Annotated in this window: 9 protein-coding genes; 2 read left to right on the top strand and 7 right to left on the bottom strand. The window is 69.5% G+C overall.

Features of this window, described 5'->3' with window-relative positions; all coding sequences use genetic code 11:
• The first annotated feature begins 122 nt into the window (after positions 1 to 122).
• Complete coding sequence (locus tag JOD27_RS22675) at positions 123 to 1,271, top strand: exonuclease domain-containing protein (protein ID WP_204764264.1); 1,149 nt, start codon at positions 123 to 125, stop codon at positions 1,269 to 1,271.
• On the top strand, positions 1,268 to 1,786 hold the full coding sequence (locus tag JOD27_RS22670; protein ID WP_204764263.1) for a hypothetical protein: 519 nt from the start codon (positions 1,268 to 1,270) through the stop codon (positions 1,784 to 1,786). Before JOD27_RS22675 ends, JOD27_RS22670 begins: the two co-directional genes overlap by 4 nt.
• Here JOD27_RS22670 and JOD27_RS22665 read toward each other — a convergent pair.
• The 7 genes from JOD27_RS22665 to JOD27_RS22635 are packed head-to-tail and all read right to left on the bottom strand — an operon-like array spanning position 1,770 to position 15,857.
• Positions 1,770 to 5,552, bottom strand: coding sequence for a TIGR02680 family protein (locus JOD27_RS22665; protein WP_204764262.1), 3,783 nt, complete (start codon positions 5,550 to 5,552; stop codon positions 1,770 to 1,772). The genes JOD27_RS22670 and JOD27_RS22665 overlap by 17 nt on opposite strands.
• On the bottom strand, positions 5,545 to 6,630 hold the full coding sequence (locus tag JOD27_RS22660) for a TIGR02678 family protein (protein WP_204764261.1): 1,086 nt from the start codon (positions 6,628 to 6,630) through the stop codon (positions 5,545 to 5,547). The genes JOD27_RS22665 and JOD27_RS22660 overlap by 8 nt, the downstream gene beginning before the upstream one ends.
• A complete protein-coding gene (locus JOD27_RS22655; RefSeq protein ID WP_307830270.1) occupies positions 6,627 to 8,027 on the bottom strand; it encodes a TIGR02677 family protein in 1,401 nt (466 codons plus the stop codon). The genes JOD27_RS22660 and JOD27_RS22655 overlap by 4 nt, the downstream gene beginning before the upstream one ends.
• A 42-nt stretch (positions 8,028 to 8,069) precedes the next feature.
• Positions 8,070 to 9,236 (bottom strand): TIGR02679 family protein, encoded by a 1,167-nt coding sequence (locus tag JOD27_RS22650; protein WP_204764260.1) that lies wholly within the window; start codon positions 9,234 to 9,236, stop codon positions 8,070 to 8,072.
• Positions 9,233 to 13,177 (bottom strand): TIGR02680 family protein, encoded by a 3,945-nt coding sequence (locus JOD27_RS22645; protein WP_204764259.1) that lies wholly within the window; start codon positions 13,175 to 13,177, stop codon positions 9,233 to 9,235. The genes JOD27_RS22650 and JOD27_RS22645 overlap by 4 nt, the downstream gene beginning before the upstream one ends.
• Entirely contained in the window at positions 13,174 to 14,340 is a 1,167-nt protein-coding gene (locus JOD27_RS22640; RefSeq protein ID WP_204764258.1) for a TIGR02678 family protein, read from the bottom strand. The genes JOD27_RS22645 and JOD27_RS22640 overlap by 4 nt, the downstream gene beginning before the upstream one ends.
• Positions 14,337 to 15,857: a TIGR02677 family protein gene (locus JOD27_RS22635; RefSeq protein WP_204764257.1), complete on the bottom strand. Its 1,521-nt coding sequence runs from the start codon at positions 15,855 to 15,857 to the stop codon at positions 14,337 to 14,339. Before JOD27_RS22635 ends, JOD27_RS22640 begins: the two co-directional genes overlap by 4 nt.
• Positions 15,858 to 15,891 lie beyond the last annotated feature (34 nt).

The raw sequence follows: 15,891 nt of genomic DNA, 5'->3' as shown, positions 1-15,891 counted from the left end.
CTCACTCGGGTGGCAAACCGGGATCCGTCCCGGTTCCCGGACGCAGGCGTCCTGCAACTCACATTAGTCCTATCGGATGACACCTGATAACGGAATACACGGGTCCGAACGACAGCCCCGGCATGGGCAACGGGTACGCGGTCGTCGACGTCGAAACCACCGGGCTCTCACCCGGTCATCACCACCGGGTGATCGAGGTCGCCGTGGTGCACGTCGACCCGTCGGGCCGCCGCACCGACGAGTGGTGCACGCTGGTCAACCCGCGCCGCGACCTCGGCGCCCAGCACGTGCACGGCATCAGCGCCGCGGAAGCCCGTCGCGCCCCCGACTTCGCGGGCATCGCCGGTGAGCTCGCCGCGCGGCTGTCCGGCCGGGTGCTCGTGGCGCACAACGTGTCGTTCGACCTGCGGTTCCTGCGCGCCGAGTTCGCCAGGCTGGGGCACGAGTTCGTTGCCTCGGGGCTGTGCACGATGGAGCTGTCCGGCCGGTACCTCGGTGCTTCGTCGCGTTCGTTGGCCGCGTGTTGTGCGGCCGCCGGTGTGCCGATGGGCACCGCGCACTCCGCGCTGCACGACGCGCGCGCGTCCGCCGGTCTGCTCGTGCGGTGCCTTGACCGCGTCGGTGACGTTCCGCCCGTGCGGCTCGATCTGCCCCGGACGAGCGTGTTCGCGGTGCAGCGCAGCAGCGGTCACGCGTCGGAGCAGCACTTCCTGGCGAAGCTCGTCCGGCTGCTGCCCCGCGTCGAGACACCGCGTGGCGACGAGTACCTCGCCGTGCTGGACCGGGCGTTGGTCGACCGGCATCTCTCGGCGGAGGAACAGGAAGAGCTCCTCGACGTGGCCCGCGCTCTCGACCTGGGGCTGCCGGAGGTGATGGGGCTGCACCGCGACTACCTCGCCGCGCTGGCCGAGGCCGCGCGGGAGGACGGCGTGGTGACGGCCGACGAGGAGGCCGATCTGCGGCTGGTGGCCTCGTTGCTCGGGGTGGAACCCGGCGAGGTGGTGCCGCAGCGCACGGTCCGGCTTTCGCTGGGAGACCTGGTCGTCTTCACCGGTGAGATGCGCGAGCCGCGTGAGGTCTGGGAGAACAGGGCGCTGTCCGCCGGGCTGGCGGTGAAGGCCGGGGTCACCAAGAAGACGGCGCTCGTGATCGCGGCGGATCCGGACTCCCTGTCGGGCAAGGCGGACAAGGCGCGCGGCTACGGCATCCCGATCGTGTCGGAGGACCTGTTCGCCGGACTGCTCGGCGAGCTCACGGGAGGGCGCGCGTGAACGACGTGGCACGGGTGGCCGGGTTGATCCGCGAGCGCAACCGCATCGACGCCGCACTGTCGGAGTGCATCCGGCGGCCAGCGCTTCCAGGGCGCCTCGGCGACTGGATCGCCGCCCAGGTCTTCGGGATCGAGCTGGAGCAGCAGACGACGGCCAGAGGCGTCGACGGCAGGTTCGCGGACGGCCGGACGGTGAACATCCGGTGGTACCTGAAGCGGGACAACCTGCTGGACCTGCGCGAGGACGGCCCGGACCGCTACCTCGTGCTGACCGGGCCGAAGGCGCCGCAAGGCTCAGCCGGCGCGGTGCGGCCGTTGGTCATCGACGCCGTTTACCTGTTCGATGCCGCGGCCGTGGTCGCTGACCTCCGCGCGCGTGGCTGCAAGATCGGTGTCGCGTCCAGCGTTCGCTCGCACCTGTGGGAGGCCGCGGAGGTCTATCCGCGGCACAACCCCGAGTTCGCCCTCACCTTGCAGCAGCGGGAGCTCCTGGCGTTGTTCAGTCATCAGCCTTGAGGCTGTGGCCGTCCCAGGTGAAGCGGACCGTCGTCACGGCGTCGTCGCCGTCGGTGCCCGTGGTCAGCTGGTGGATCGCGATACCGGTCAGCTCGCGGTAGTCGCACCACTCGTGGTCCGACGTGAGCACGAGGTCGAGATCGAACGCCACCAACAGCTCCAGCAGCTTGCCGCGGTTGGTCGCGTCGACCCCGACGAACACCTCGTCCAGCAGGATCAGGCGGGGCGCGGTGGGCGTCGCGTGGTAGTGCGCGGCCGCCGCGGCGAACAACGGCAGGTGCAGCACGATGGCCTTCTCACCGCCGGACAACGCACCGTGGACCCGTTTGGTGACAGGCACCCAGCCGTCGCCGCGGTCCACCTTCACGACGAACTGGTGCCACGTCGTGTAGTCGAGCACCTGGGCGAGTTGTTGTTCCCAGCCCGTTGCGGTGTCGTGAGCGCGTGCTTCTTCCACGCGCTCACGGAAGAACTGGTGCAGCACAGCGCGTTCGGCGGCGTCGAGGTCGGAGCGGAGGAGCAGGTCGCGGGCTTCTCGGGTGCCGGGTGGGAGTTGCGGATCCACCTGCCAGACGAGTTGCACGCGGATGCCGGACGCGGTTTGGACGCGTTCCAGGCGTTGGTTCATCGTGTCGACGAGTTCGGCGGCGCCCTGGATGCGTTGGGCGATGTGCCTTCTGGTGTCGCCGGTGAGGGTTTGGTCGAAGAGATCGCGTTCGGCGTCGGTGATGTGTGTGCGCATCCGGTCGCGTTCGGCTTGCAACGCTTCAAGCAGCGCGTGCGCTCCCATGCGCGCGCCGTCCAGAGTCGCGCTCAGGACAGTGACGTCGTCGTCGGGGTCCAGCGACAGGTCGATGCGGCCCGCCAGTTGTTGTTGGGCATCATGCACAGCAAGGCTGAGACGGGACTCGGCGTCGCGGATCAACCGAGTGTCCACGGGGCCCTCGGGCACGTCGCCCGCGTCGGCCGGCAGGTGGCCGCTGGTGAGATGGCGGTGGCGGGCTTCGGCCGCGTCACGGACAGCGGTGGCCTCCGCGGCGCGCGAGGCGTCCACCTTGCGCTTCTCCTCCAACGTGCCGAGGGTGCGCGCCAGACCGGTTTGCTTGTCCTGCAACGTTTCGCGCTGCTCAGCCAGTTCGAGTGCCTTGGTGCGCAACATGATGAGCTGCTGGTCGAGTGCGTGGAACTCGGAACCCGCGGAGCGTTCCACGGTCTCCAGGGTGATCGCGAGGTCGGCGGCCTCCTGCTGGCGGGCGGCGGCGGCTTCCTCGGCCTCGTCGGCCAGCGCGCTGCTCGCCGACGAGCGGTTCAGCGCCTCGGACGCGAGGGTTTCCGCGGCGAGGGCGTCGTGGCGGTCGTCCAGCCAGCGGTGACCCGCGGTGCGGAACTCGGCGACGGCGCCCAGGTTGACCGAGACGTCGCTGTCGATCAGGCGCAGCGTCTCGGCGACGACGGCGTCGGCTTCGGACATCCGGCGCGTTGCCGCTGCGACGGCGTCTTTCCTCGCGGCGCACCGCAACTGGGCCTTGGTCCGGTGTTCCTCCGCGATCTCCACCGGGTCGGTCGACGGTTGCCTGGCGAGCTCGCCCGCCAGGGTCGCGCGGCGGACGGCGATCTGCGACAGCGCCGCGTCCACACCGGAGAGTTCGGTGGCGAGTTGCTCGATCAGGCCGGTGAGCTCGGCGATCCGGCCCGCCCGCGCGCGTTGGCGGGAGTCGGCGCCGATGTAGGTGGGGGAGGGTTTGGTCCAACGGCCGTGAACGTTGGCCAGGCGCCATGTTCCGTCAGCGCCGATGGCCGCTATGTGGCCAGTGGCGGTTTCACCGAACGCGATGCCTTCCAAGAACCGATGGGCGCGGTCGTCGTCGGTGACAAGTACTTCGAGCAACGTGGTGCCGGGCGCCGGTGCGGCCAGCAGGGGTTCGGCGAACCGGTCCTGGTCGGAGAGGCCGAACGAGTTGCCGGGCGTGAGCCACGCGTCCAGCAACCCGGAGGCTTCCAGGGCGGCTTCGACGGCGGCGCACACGTCGCGTGGCGTGCCGGGACGGAAGTCCACCAGTCGCCACAGAGGGGCGCCCACGGCAGAAGAGCGGTATTCGGCATTGCGCGTGTACGGCGCGGGTGGCGGCACATCGACCTGATTGGCGAGTTTCTCGCGGATGGCGTTGTACTGCGCGAGTTGGCCGTTCAACGCCGCACGCGTCTCGCTCAGCCGCGACTCGATCGCGCTGAATTCCTCGCGGGCCAGGGCAGCGGCCTCGATGACCTCACCGCGTTCGGAAACGCGCAGCTCAGTGCAGCCGTGCGCCCACGTCTCGAAGTCGGCGCCGAACTTCGCAAACGCTTGCTCGAACGCCTGCTGCGCCACCGTCTCCGCGTCCGTGGCCAGTTCCAGCTCTTCACGCGTTTCATCGAGCCGTTGGTGTGCGGCGTCCCGTGCGTCGACGGCCCTCTCGTGGATGGCAACGGCACGCATGACCGCGTTGATCTCGGCGGCGCGAGACTCCACGGCGTCGCTGAGCAGCTGACGGCCCGCACGCGCGTCGGTCCCGGCGTCGATCTCCTCGAACACCGACGGCATGCCGGCGCGTTCCGCGGCTTCTCGGGCTGCCAGGCTCGAATGCCGCACGTCGTCGGCGCGCGCGGCCGCGTCGGCCTTGGCCTGCGCCGCGCGTTCGTCGTCCGCCACGGCCAACGCACGGAGTTTCGAGGCATGCGCGGCGGCTTCACCGGCGCGTTGCACGGCGGCGGAATGCTGCTGCCGCAACAGGTCGAGCTGCTTGCCCTCCTGGTAGGCGGGCAGGTCGGAGATCCCGGAGATCTCCGCGTCGACCGCGCTCGCCTCACGTCCGAGCGCCGCCAGTTGCTCGAACGCCTCGTCGGTCAGCGCGACCTGGCGTTGGTAACGCCGTTCGCTCATCCGTGCGGCGCGCGTTCGGTCTTCAAGTTGCTCAGAAGAAGACGACAACGCGTGTGCTGCGGCGCCCAGCACGCGTTGCGCATAGGTGCGCTGGACATCGGCCAGACGCTCGGCCGTGGCGATCTCCTCGTCGAGCCTGCGGAGCTCCTCGCGTTGCCGGTCGAGCCGTTCGAAACCCTCGGCGATCTCGGTGAGGTCCGACTGGTCCAGCGGCGGAAGTGCCTTGGAGAGCAACGAGGACAGCACGCTCGGGTCGAGCCGTTCGGACAGCTTCGGCGTCCGCAGCTGCAGCAGTGCGGTGATCAACGAGTCGTACCGTTGCTCGGTCACGCCGGGGAACAACGTCGTCCGCACCGTGTGCCGGTAGTCAGTCGGTGAGGCGTGCACAACGCCGTGCTCACCAATCGCCGCAATGAGATCCGTCTTGGTCAACGGCCGTCCGGCCTCGTTGACGAGCGCGAGATCCCCGACGCGTTGGCTGGTGGTGAAGTACGTGGCGGTGACGTTGGACGTGTTCGTCGTCGCCTGCAGCCGCGCACCGCACGTGAACCACTCGTCGCCGTACTGGAACTCCAGCCACACGTAGCCGACGCGCGTGCTGCCCTGGTTGCCCTCGCCCATGAGGTTCCAGTGCATGGTGCGGTCCGCGCTGCCGAACGTCGACAGGCGGTGGGGCCGCAGGTTCGCGTCGAAGAGGTACGGCAGCAGCAGCTCGAGCGCCTTCGACTTGCCCGTGCCGTTGGGTCCCCTGAGCAGCAGTCTGCCCTGGTGGAAGGTGAAGATCTCGTCGTAGTAGCGCCAGACGTTGATGATCCCGGCGCGGCTGGGTTGCCACCGGTCAGTCATGCAGCTCCTCCACCGCGTACCTGGCCGCCGCGGGCAGCCGCCGAACGGTGCCGTTCTCGTCGCGCGCGAGCCCGAACGCCTCCAGCAGCGCGAGCCCGTCCGCCGCCAGCCTGCCCGCCCCGCCGTCCGACTGGTAGGCCTTGGCCCAGTTGCGGAACTTGGTCAGCAGCTCGCGTGCCTCCTCGACCAGCTCCTCCGTCGTCGCTGGACCTTTCGCCAACCGGTCGAGCAACAACAACGCGGCGACCTTCGCGTGGCTGTCGTCGTCCGGAAACCTCGTGTCCGTGGCGATCGCGTCGGCATCAACCACGACAAACCCCTCGGCGCGTTCCTCCAACGTGCACCCGGCGAGCCCAACGCCCGTCCGAACGACCTTGCGCCCGGTGGGAGACGTCAGAAAAGCGAGCTGGCCGGCGGTCAGCTCGCTCCTGTACACGACGGGGTCGTCCATGAGCCGGCGCATCGTGGAGTGCCGATGCCACAGGCTCCGATGCGCGCTCTCGTAACGGGTCTCGCGCGTGAGGTCCTCGATGCTGTCCACAGTGGACGGCGAAACCGGCGCGGCCAGCAGTCGCGTGATGACCACCGGATCGCTGCGCAGGTGTGTGCCGGTGTTCTCGACGGCCCCACGCTGTTCGAGGAACTCCAGCACGTCGGCGAACGCGGACCGGTCAGCGCGCCTGTCCGGGTCGAACGGCGGAAGGTCTTCCAGCGCAACGGCGTGCTTGATCTTGTCCGCCAACGCCTCGGCGGTGATCGTCGTCGTGCCGAGGAGCTCCGCGCACGTGAGGCACAGCAAGATGTATCGCCGCCGATCGAAGTCCTGCGCGGGCCGCGTGCGATCGGGCCGCTGGGTCGTCTTGAACAGGCGCGCATAACCAGCACGCGGCTCCACGAGCACACGCCAGCCGCAGTAGTAGTCGAACCACTTCACGATCGGATCGCGGCGCCTTCTGATGAGATCGAACCCGTCCGGATCGTGCACGGCGGCCAGCAACGGCCGTGCGAGCAACAACCGCACACCGCGCGCCACCTCCTCGCTCTCCAACCGGGCGAGCTGATTCCCCGTCCTGCTCATCGGCTCTGCACGTCGATCACGTAGTCGGGCCCGCTCAAGGTGCCCTTCTGGGTGGTGATGGTCGCCCAGCCCCGAGCGTTGCGCAGGTTGATCTGCATCCGCCCGTCGGTCGTCCCGGCGGTGCGCGTGCCGGTGCTGTCCGGATCGCTGCCGAGCGCCCGCCCGACGAGATCGATGAGCCGGTGGAAGGTGTCGTGGTCGAGTTCCTTGAGGGTGGAGATCCGCACCGGCCCGTCCGTCTGGATCTGGCGCCACGCGTGCTCGAGCTCTTCGCGTTCCTTTTCCGCTTGGTGTCGGCGGTTCCGGCGCACCTCGTCGACGTTGCGAATCCGGCCGGTGCTGCCGATGTGCTCCTGCTTGCCGGTGGCCCGCAGCTGCGGCGACAGCCGCACCGGAGGCGTGTTGTGCCACGCCTCGGCGCTCGGGATCAGCTCCCCGTCCGCGTGCGCGAGGTGGGCGTGCCGCGCGGAGAAGAGCCCGAACGCGGCGTTGAACAGCTCGTGCGCCTCGTCCTCGGTGTTCGTGCGGGCGAACCACCTGGCCAGCGCCTTGAAGTCGGCGGCGGTGTTGGTCGGCCGCTTCCGCTGCTCGCTGATCCGGTCGAGCACCCTCAGCAGCTGGACGATCGCCTTCCGCGCGACGTCCTGCAGCTCGTCTGCCTTCGACGGCGTGTCGTGGAACCAGGCCTTGAGGTTCTCCCAGGCTTCCGCCCGGTTCCCGAGCCAGTTCTCGTCGTTGTACAAGTCCGCGCCGTTTCGTGCGTCTTCGTGCAGTTTGACGGGATCGATTTTGTCGATCTTTTCGCGGATCTGCAGCTTGCGCGCGTCCAGCTCCGCGATGAACTCGCGCAGGTAGGTGATCGTCGTGCGCTTGACGTCCTGGAACGTGGCGAGGTCGTGCTCCTCCCGCAGAAGCCTTTGCAGCTCGCCGTTGAACCTCGTGGTGTTCGTCCGCAGCGCCTTGACGTGGGCTTCCAGCTCCTGCAGCGCCGTGAAGGTGCGGCGGTCGTCCTGCGGCTTGCTCAGCTCGTCGAGCCGGTCCGCGATCGCGTCGAGCACGGCGGTCTGCAACGCGCCGCTGCTCGTCAGCGTCTCGAGCGCGTGCTGGACGCCCGCGTACGCGGCCTCACCGTGTTTCGTCAGCCCGTACCGGTGCTGTGTCGCCTCGATCAACCCCCACTGTCGCAGTGCAGCGAGGGATTGGGCCAGATCGTCATCCGTCACCTGCTCGGACCAGCCGACGTCCCTGAGCCGCAACTGCACGTCGTCGAGCGTCAACGACGTCTCCAGGCGCTCGCTCGCCAGGCCGAACGCCCGCAGCACAGCGGTGTGCAGCTCAGCGCGTTCGGCCGTGGTGAAGCGGAACAGATCCGCGGGCACCCTGGGAGACTTCGTCACGTCGCCCACCGTACTTCCTTCGGGTGACACGATGAGCGGCCATCAGGCCGAGAGATCGTCCAGAAGGTCATCCAGCAGCAGTTCCTCCTCGATGCGGCGGCCCGCGTGGCTCATGGCCGGCGCCAGTGCCGGATCCCAGCGGGCTTCGACCGGAGTTCCGGTGAGCGGCCGGCCGACGTCACCGGCGGCAAGGTACGAAGCGGTGTCGAAGCGCCAGGACGTGAAGGGCACGCGATCGTGCAGCACGTTGGCGATGCGGACGCCGCCCCAGTCGAAGTCGCCGTGGTAGCGCAGGGTGCCGCGTGCGGAGACGATCAGGCGGAGCAGGTGCATCACGGCGGCGCTGGGCTGGCCGCTGGTGCAGACCAACGGCGGGCACGAGGGACCGAGATGATCGGCCGCGGCCGCCAGGACGACGGGGTTCTCGCAGACGAAGACGTCCAGTGCGGCCAGGCGCGGGGGATCACGCACGAGCTGGCGCAGCGTGAGGTGCACCGGTTGGCCGAGCCACGCGTCCAGACCGCTGTGGCCGGTCAGTCCCAAGGTGATGACCGTGGTGGACAGTTCGTCGCGCATGAGGCCGACCGAAGCCCAGACCTCGCGACGCCACTCCGCGCCGCTGCCGTCGGGAAGACCGGAGAGGACACGGACCGCACGCAGCGCCAGTGTCGCCAGTGGCCGGTCATCGTCCAGTGCGTGTGCGTCACCCGTCGTGCGCGCTGCGAACCGGCCGATCGGCTCGCCCTGCGACGGCAGGTTTCGCACGACGACGTTCAACGAGGCCAGGAGTTCGGCCGCGCGTTGTGGAGTCGGTGCGAGGCGTTTGAGGATGCCGCTGGTGCGCAAGGACAGTGCCCACTCGGCGAGGCGCGGATCGGTCAGCTCCGCGAACGCCTTGTCCCACAAAGCCTCCAGGTCGACGGCGTCCGGAAGCGGGCCGGTCAGTTCGAGCACCGCCGATGCGAGGCCGTCCGGGTGGGCGCCGGATCGGCGCAGCAGGTCGTCGACCGCGGGCAGCGACACGCTCAACGCACGGCCTGGGCGTGGTGCGCGGCCGAGCAGGCGATGCACGGCTTGGCGCTGGCCTTCCGACGCGTTCGACAGCGTCACGGTGATGTCGAGCGGCTCGTCGCGTTCGAGGCGTTTGCGCACCCGAGCGACGAGCCAGGCCAGCTCGTCGCCGCCGAGCAGCCGGTGCAACCTCGTCATCCGGCAGCCACCCTGATGCGGCGGTGACCTGTCCACTCCCACGGCGTCACCAGCACGGCAGGGATGTCGTCGGTCCGGGACAGCTGGGCGATCGCGAGCCCCGGCACCTCGGGATAGCAGCCCCACTCGCGTTCGCTGGTCATCACGACGTCCAGGTCGAACGCCGCCAGCAGGCCCATGCACTTCGCTCGCGAGTCGTCGTCGACGCCCGCGAACGCCTCGTCCAGCGTCACCAGCCGGGGCGCGTGCGGGTTGCCCGCGGAGGCGTAGTGCGAGGACGCCGCGGCGAACAACGGCACGCTCGCCGTCAGCACGCGTTCACCACCGGAAGCCGGGCCGATCGCGGTGCGCCACTGGCCGTTCTGGTGGCGCTGGATGACGAACCGGTGCCACTTGCGGTAGTCCAGTGCCTCCGTCAGGTGCTCCAGCCACGTGCCCGAAGCGTTGCGGGCCCGCACGTTCGCGATCTCGGCCTGCAGGAACTCTCCGACGGCCGAGCGGTCCTCGTCCGACCAGGCGTCGGATGTCTGGCGCAGCAGGCGTTCGCGGGCGGTGGCCAGCCCGGTCGGGCCGTCCTCGGCCGGCAGCCACCTCAGACGCAGCCGCATGCCGGTGCTGGTCGGGCGGTCGTCCAGTTCGGCGTTCATCCGCGCCACCTGCTCGTCGGCAGCGAAGATCAGCTCCTGGAGGGTGCTGGCGACCTCGTTGACCAGGTGGTTCTCCAGGATCTCGCGCTCGCGTTCGTCGAGGATCCGGCCGCGGTCCGCCACCTCGACGCGCAGTGCCTCGGTGAGCTCCGGTGTGCTCGTCGTGCGTCCCTGGAACAGGACGTCGACCACGATGCCGTCGTCGAGCAGCCGTGCCGTCGCCGAGTTTCCGTGCCGGGACAACGTGTCCATCAACGTCTTGAGCTCGTCGTTGACCTTTCGCTGGACGCGTTCCCACGTCTGGTCGTCGTCGGTCTGGTCGGCGAGCTCGCGGTCGATCAGCCTCGCCAGCCGTACCGTCGGGTCAGGCGCCCACGGCGCCGCCGGATCGGGCGTCTCCAGCTCGGGCAGTGCCACGCCGAGCAATCCCGTTGTCGCGAAGCGCCGCAACACCTCCGCCGCCTCGGCACGGCTCGCCGTCGCCTCGTCGAGCTGTGTTCTGAGCGTGTCGAGCTGGCCCTCCGCCTTGCCGCGGTTCGTGAGTGCTTCCGTGCGACGGTTGTCCGCTGTTTTGCGATCTTCAGCGCACCGCCTCACCGCCTCCGCCACTTCGGCGAGCTGTCGTTGCAGCTCGGCCACCGCGGAGCCGACGGTGGCGGCCAGGGTCTCGTGGTGCGCGTTGGCAGCTTCGCTCGCCAACGCGGCTTCCGTCGCCTGTTCCTGGCGCGAGGCATGGTCTTCGGTCGCGCCGGTGAGTTCGGCGCGAGCACGCTCGTCGTCACGGATAGCGTCGCTGTGGCGGCGCTGAGCCGGCCACAGAGCGGTGATGGCCACGCGATACCGGGCCAGTGCCTCCGACACCTCGTCCAGCTCGCGGCGAGTGGCGGGCAAGCCCACTTCGGCCGCTTCCTCGGCGAGTTTCCGCTCTGCTTCGCCGAACACGCCGTCGGCCTCTGCCCGCCGGTCCTCGGCGACGCGCCGGCGTTCGGCGAGGCGACGTTGTTCTCCGTCGATCGCGTGCACGTCCGCGTGGGCCTTGCGCAGCGCGGTGTCGTCCGGACAGGCCGCGATCTCGGCGGCCAGGGTCGCGCGTCGCTCCCGCAAGTCACGCTGCTCGTCCGCGATCGCGGCCAGCTCCTCCTGCACGGCGAGGAGTTCGGTGCGCAACTCGGCGAGCCTGGCCAGGCGGGCGGCCTCGCGGGCGCTGCGGCCGATGAACTCCGCCGTGGGCTTGTGCCACGCGCCTTCCAGCACACCGACGCGGAACCGGCCGGTGAGATCGACCCAGTTCGTCCCGCTGCCGACACCGACGGTGGCGAGGATGGCGGACACCTGCTCGTCAGCCCTCAGCACCGAGGTCAGGTTCACCGGTTCGGCCTCGGCCGCACGCAGGAAGACGTCCTCGGTGTCGGGAGAGACCAGCTCTCCGTCCGGGGTCACCCACGCGTCGAGCAGACCGGCCCCTTCCAGAGCGGCTTCGAGTCCTGCCCGCTGGTCACCGGAGAGCTCGTCGGCGAAGTCGATCAGCTGCCACAGGGGAGCACCCGGCCTGCCGTCGCGGGGTGAACGGCGGGTGTGGGGGACCGGTGGCAGGCTGTCCTCTCCCGCCTCCAGCTTGGTGATCTCCTCGCTCAGGCCGGTGCCGCGTAGCCGTGCCGCGGACTCACGCGTCCTCGTGTCCGCCTTGGCGTCCGCGAGTGCCGCGCTCGCGGCGTGCCCGGCGGTGTCGACCGCGGTCTTCACCGGGTTCGGGCCGTCGAGCGTCTCGACCCACAGATCCAGTTCGGCGGGCACCTCGGCGCGCAGTTCGACGGTGGCCCCGAGGTGCCGGCGCACCGCGGCGACCAAGGCCCGGCCCTGCTCCTCGACGACCTCGGTGGCCTCGGCACGGCGCTCGGCCAGCGCGTCGGCCTCCGCGGCCAGCTCGTCCACGCGCTGCCTGGCGTGATCGAGCTTCGCGCGGGCCTGCTCGACGGACGTGATCAGAGCGTCGACGTGCCGGACCGCACGCTGCTGGCGTTCGGCCGCACGCTCTGCCTCTGAGCGGTCGGCGAGCACCGCTTCGTCCAGCAGCGCCGCACGAGCGGTCTCGGTCGCCACCGTGCGGCAGCCTTCCAGCGCCTCCGCTGCTTCCTGGAGGATCGCGGCCGCATCGCTCGTGAGTCTGGTGCGGTAGGAGACGGTTTCCGCTGCCCTGGCGGCTTCGGCCGCCAACCGAGCGGCCTCGCGCTCGAGCCGGTGCGCTTCCTGGGCGACCCTTTCCAGCTCCCGCGCGCTGCGCATCTCCGGACTCGCGCGCAGCGCTTCGTCGCGCGCCTTCAGGCGTGCGGCGAGTTGATCGAGCTCGGTGAGCTGTTCCTCTGCCGCGTCGAGTGCCTGTTGTGCCTGCGCGTGCGCTTCCTGTGCGGCCGTGAGCTCGCGGTTGACGCGCTCGTACCCGGACTGGGCGTTGCGCGGTTGCGCCGCGCGCCTACGTGACGCCACACGGGCATATCGCCGGTAGTGGCTGAGGAACGACTCCGCCGCGTCCCGTGCCTCGGTCATGGCGGCGAGGGCGTCGCGGTCCTCCTCCAAGCTGCGGAAGGCCTCCGCGACATCGGCGATGACAGCCTGGTCCAGGGGCGGCAAGGCCTCCGTCAGGGCGTTGGACAACGCCTTCTCGTTGGGGCGCTTCGACAACTGCGGTGCACGCAGATTGATCAGCAGGTCGACGAGCGCCGCGTAGCGCTGCTCACCGAGTCCGAACAGCGCCTCGTCCACCGCCCGCCGGTAGTCACGTGCCTTGTCGTAGACCGTGCCGTGCTCACCGAGGGCGTCAGCGAGCCGATCACGTGCGAGCGCCGTGCTCGTGGCGTCGATCAGCGAGAGGTCCTGCCCGATCCGTTGTGACGTCACGAAGAACCAGTGCCTCGCGATGCCACGGCCGGACACCGCCTTCAGTCCGCACCCGATCGTGAGGTAGTCCGCGGACCCGTCGTTATTGATCTTGCCGAACTCGAGCCACGTGTAGCCCAGCCGCTCCGGATGCGGATGCGCGCCACCGAGCAGCAGGTTCCACTCCATGCGCTTCTTCGGGTCGGCGTCCGGTTCCACCCGATGCGGCGACAGCTCACCGTCCAGCAGGAACGGCAACATCAACGCGAGAACCTTGGACTTGCCGGTGCCGTTGTTGCCGCGCAGCAACAAGCGCCCGTCGCGGAACCGGAACTCCTCCTGGTCGTAGTAGAAGAGGTCGACCAGACCGGCACGCAGCGGCTGCCAGCGATCGCGGGCGGGAAGGGGCAGCACGGTCACCTCACGGTGGTGATGGTCGGTTCGGCGAGTGCGTAGCGGGCCAGCGCCGGCCGTGCACGGATGTGGTCGTGGTCCCGGCTCACCAGATGCAGCGCGGTGAGGCGGGTGAGGGCCTGCTCGACCAACTCGCTCTCGGCGCCCGGTTCTGTCGCGTTGCGCCGCCAGTACGACCGGTGGTCCTGTGCCAGCACGCGTACCCGTTCGTGCAGGTCATTGATGTGCACTTCTACTTGTGCGGCAAGGTATTCCGCGACGAGCAGCGTGACATGTCCTTCGGTGCCGCTCTCGGGCATGCGCACGTCGGTGAGGTCGTCCGCGGGGTCGATCATCGCGATGCCCTCGGCGCGCACCTCGGCGACCAGGCCGGTGAGGTCGCTGACCTGCCTGGTGAGCGCGGCACGCTGACGGGTCAGGTAGGCGAGCTCGTCTGAGTTCAGTTCGTCGTAGTAGAGAACCGGCTCGTCCAGCAGTTGCCGTGTCAGCCGATGACGGATCGCCCGGTTGCGCAGCTCGTCGGTGTCCGGCACGACATCGCTGGTGAGCTCCACGAGATCCAGCTCATCCATTGTGGACGGACCGCGTCGGGTAGCGAGCATCGTGGCCAGCACCCGCCGTTCCACGTCGTACAGCACATCTCCGGTGTCGCGCACGAAGGCGTCCTCTTCACCCGCGACCTTGCTCAACACACCGAGATCGAGCAGCAACCGAACCACGGCCACCAGGTCCGAGCGCTCCTCGCGACCGGTCAGCGTGAAGTCGACACCCAGCTCCGGATCGGCCGCCCCCATGACGACCTGCGCGGCGAGCCGTCCCAGCGTGATCTGCGCATCGGCTCGTTCGAGCGACGCCAACGCCAGACACGTCAACACATAGCGGCGGCGGGTGAACGGCAGCTTCGACCGCGTGTCCCTCGCGGGATGGCTCGGGTCGTCCGTGGTCGCGGCGACCTTCACCAGCCGCGCCACCTCGCTGTCGACGACGAGCCGCCAGCCGGTGTTGAGGTCGAACCACGCCCGCAGCTCCGTCTCGTGCTTGCGCACCAGCCGGTACTCCTCAGCCTGCGCACTCGCCCGGAGCAACGGCCGCCGCAGCAACGCCCGCGCCGCCTTCCGCCGGTCGTCGGCGTGGGAAGCGCTGAGTGTGTCCGTGAGCGACCGCGTCACGCCGACCACTCCTCGGCCTCGTCCGCGGTCAGGTCGATGATCTCGACGACGTGGTCCGGCCCGCTGAACGTCCCGCCCGGCGTGCGGATTTCCGCGATGCCCTCGTCGAGCGCGGTCAACCTGATCTCCAACGTGCCGTCGGACGTGGTCGTGGAGACTTCCCTCTGCCGCGGCCCACGTGCCGCGAGCGCATCCCCGAGGAGCTGGAGGAACAGCCCGAACTCGGCCGGGTCGAGCATCCCGACCTCGCTCAGCTTCGTCGGCCGGTGCGTCACCAGCCGCCTGCGCGCCAGCTCGATCTCCTCGGCCTGCCGCGCCGCCCGCTCCGCCAGCGCCTTCCGCTGTTCACTCCGGTCAACGATCTTGTTCGGCTTACCCCGCCGCTCGTAGCTGCCCGTCTTGCGCAGCTGCGGACTGATCAGCAACGGGGGCGCGTCGTACCAGGGCGTGCTCGCCGCAACCGGTTGCTCCTCCCGTTCGGCGAGTGTGTCCGCGTCGACCGTCAGATGACGCGCCGACGACAGTCCAAAAGCCGCGCGCCACAACCGATGCATCGTGTCCTCGTCCGGCGCCTGCGCGAACCACCGCGCCAACGTGCGGAAGTCCGCAGACCGATCCGACCGCCCGGCCCGCCGCTCGTTGAGCGCCGACACCACCTGCAACAACGCCGGAATCGCAGCCCGCGCCCGAGCCCGGAGCAACTTCGCCTGACTCGGATGCTGCGGCTCACTGACAAACCACTGCCGCAGCCCGAGCCATCGCTCCCGCCACAGCGCCAGCCCGCGCTCGAACTCTTCCTGTCGCTCCTGATCCGCACCGGGCGCCGCATCCTCGGCTTCGCGTGCTGCCGCGGTTCGGAGCAGCCGTTCGGCGTCGCTGTCGTCGATTTCCGCGACGAGACCGGCAATCTCCGCCCCTGTGGTCACCAGGTCCTTGATGAACCGCTCGAGGTAGTCGATCAGCTGGTCCTTGTAGGCGCGGAACGCATCGATGTCCACGTCGTGCAGGTCGATCGACCGCTGCAACGACCCCATGAACGCCTGGGCGTTGTCCGCGAGGTCGGAGAACCTGCCGACCAGACCGTGCAGGAGCAGGTGCACCTTGGCCGGATCGGGCTCTTCCTGCCGGGCCAGCTCCAGCAGGGCCCTCAGCTGGGTGACGATGTCCGTGAGCGCGACCGCCTGCAGAGCCCCACGCCGCCCGAGCGCCTCGTCGAACGTCTGCAGCGCCTGCTCAGCCGCCTCACCCGCAGGTGTCAGCTGGTAGAGGAAGCGGGCGCGATGGAAATCCTCGACCGTCGTGACGCGGCTGGTGTCCGGGTCGGCGCGGAGATTGCCCCAGTCCTTCAGCTTGACGAGCGCGTCCGTGACCGCGGCGAGGTCCGCGTCCAGCTCCAGGTCCTCGGGCCGTAGGTGCACGACGAACCGCCGCTTGGCACGGACGAACTCCCCCATCACGGCGCGATAGAGGTCGACGTTCGGTGCAGTCAGGTGCGCGAACGGCTGAAAGTCCGGCATGGCGCACAGTGTGCCAGGAGGGTCCGACAGTTTC

Origin of the sequence: Lentzea nigeriaca, from assembly GCF_016907955.1 — a bacterium.
GTDB lineage: Bacteria > Actinomycetota > Actinomycetes > Mycobacteriales > Pseudonocardiaceae > Lentzea > Lentzea nigeriaca.
This window is presented reverse-complemented; position numbering and strand designations above follow the sequence as displayed.

Bases quoted from the DNA above. Each gene is read 5' to 3' on its own strand.
- JOD27_RS22675 (WP_204764264.1), top strand. From the start codon at position 123: ATGGGCAACGGGTACGCGGTCGTCGACGTCGAAACCACCGGGCTCTCA.
- JOD27_RS22665 (WP_204764262.1), bottom strand. From the start codon at position 5,552: ATGACTGACCGGTGGCAACCCAGCCGCGCCGGGATCATCAACGTCTGG.
- JOD27_RS22660 (WP_204764261.1), bottom strand. From the start codon at position 6,630: ATGAGCAGGACGGGGAATCAGCTCGCCCGGTTGGAGAGCGAGGAGGTG.
- JOD27_RS22650 (WP_204764260.1), bottom strand. From the start codon at position 9,236: ATGACGAGGTTGCACCGGCTGCTCGGCGGCGACGAGCTGGCCTGGCTC.
- JOD27_RS22635 (WP_204764257.1), bottom strand. From the start codon at position 15,857: ATGCCGGACTTTCAGCCGTTCGCGCACCTGACTGCACCGAACGTCGAC.